Origin of the sequence: Halomonas sp. IOP_31, from assembly GCF_021151495.1 — a bacterium.
GTDB classification, from domain to species: Bacteria; Pseudomonadota; Gammaproteobacteria; order Pseudomonadales; family Halomonadaceae; genus Modicisalibacter; species Modicisalibacter zincidurans.
In genome coordinates this window covers 1-1,527 of sequence record NZ_JAIRBP010000078.1, presented here as the reverse complement: position 1 = coordinate 1,527, position 1,527 = coordinate 1, and the positions used below count along the sequence as shown (strand labels likewise).

Below are 1,527 nucleotides of genomic sequence, written 5' to 3'. Positions count from 1 at the left end.
TCGATGGCGGCACGCAGCGACGGGGAGACCGTGCGGTCTTCCTTGAGCTGCTGCCGGACCCGTTCCAGGGCCTCGTCGACGTTGATGTCGCTGATGGTCATGTCACCGCATGGCGTAGTGGGCGGATGTGCGTACTATGCCAGAGAAATCAGGTGGTTGGCGACCCTAATTCAGAACCACCTGAATAGTTACAATTGCAATTCGCTTTAAAGCGGGAGGCAGCTATGCTTAACATCTGTCCTTCGACCTTGCTGCCCCTGCTACGGAATTTTTGATATGCGCGTTTTTTCCAACCCCGTCGGCTCGGGCTCACTGTGGTTCGACAACCTCGCCACCGCCGATGGCACGCCCGTAGCTTACGACCCGCAGGCGCGGGCCTTCCTGCCCACGCCACCGTTCTGTGCCAATCGCGAGGTGATCGGCTGTAACTGGATCGCTCCCGAGCAGGGCGCATTCTGCCAGTCGTGTGCAATGACCGCACTTGCCCCGGACCCTGAAATACCCGATGCCATTCCCAACTGGGCGCAGACCGAGGCCGCCAAGCGCCGGGTACTCGATAATCTGGGTCGCTGGCACTGGTTCCGGCCCGAGGATCCGGGCGTGCGTCCCCTTTTCACATGCTCGCCGAAGGACCGACTCCGGTGCCCATGGGGCATGTCGAGGGCGTGGTGACCATCAGCGTGGCCGAGGCGGACCCGGTGCTGCGGACGACCCGTCGACAGGCGCTGAAAGAGCCCTACCGAACCATGATTGGCCATATGCGCCATGAAATAGCGCATATGCTCTGGTGGCGGCTCAGCTTGCGCGGCGATTTTCTCGACGCTTTTCGGGCCATGTTCGGCGACGAGCGTGCGGATTACCCGGCCGCACTCCAGCATCACTACGATGACGGCCCGCCGCCCGACTGGGAGCAACGCTTTTTGACCACCTACGCTTCTGCCCACCCCCACGAGGACTGGGCAGAGACCACGGCGCACCTGCTGCACCTGACCGATATCGCCGACAGCTTCGTTGCGGCGGGTCTGGCGTCGCCCCAGTTGCCGAGCCCCAGCTGGGACCCGTATGCGGAACCCGATGCCGAACGCCTGATCTATGTCGCTGCGTCGCTCGCCGTGGGAATCAACAACGTCAATCGCTCGATGGGGCTATCGGATCTCTATCCATTCGTGCTGTCGGATGTCTCACGCCGCAAGCTCGCCTTCGTGCATGACTGGTTGCGCCGGGGCGCTCAGGGGCGCTGACGCTTTCAGCGCCCGGGGGCTGGCTGTGCCGTGTCCGGTGAGCGCTGGCCCATGCGAAGGGGGAGCCGACGTTTGCCAGCGTGCCGCTGACCAACGGATGGCGCCAGGTCTGTATCGCCCGCTTGCACGCTATCATGCGAGCTGCCCGCACCAGGGCAGCTCGCATTTTTCGTGTGCGCCAGGCATGGCGCGCAGCGCCTGAGTGGCGCTGTTCCCGAGGGTGGTGCCTCGGGATGACTTGGGGGTGAAAGTCCCCTGTACGCCCGGCAAGGGGAAGTACTAGCCG

At 63.6% G+C, this 1,527-nt stretch carries 1 pseudogene; it reads left to right on the top strand.

The window, feature by feature from the left end:
• Positions 1 to 276: 276 nt before the first annotated feature.
• Positions 277 to 1,241 (top strand): annotated as a pseudogene (locus K7I12_RS17630) (zinc-binding metallopeptidase family protein).
• Positions 1,242 to 1,527 lie beyond the last annotated feature (286 nt).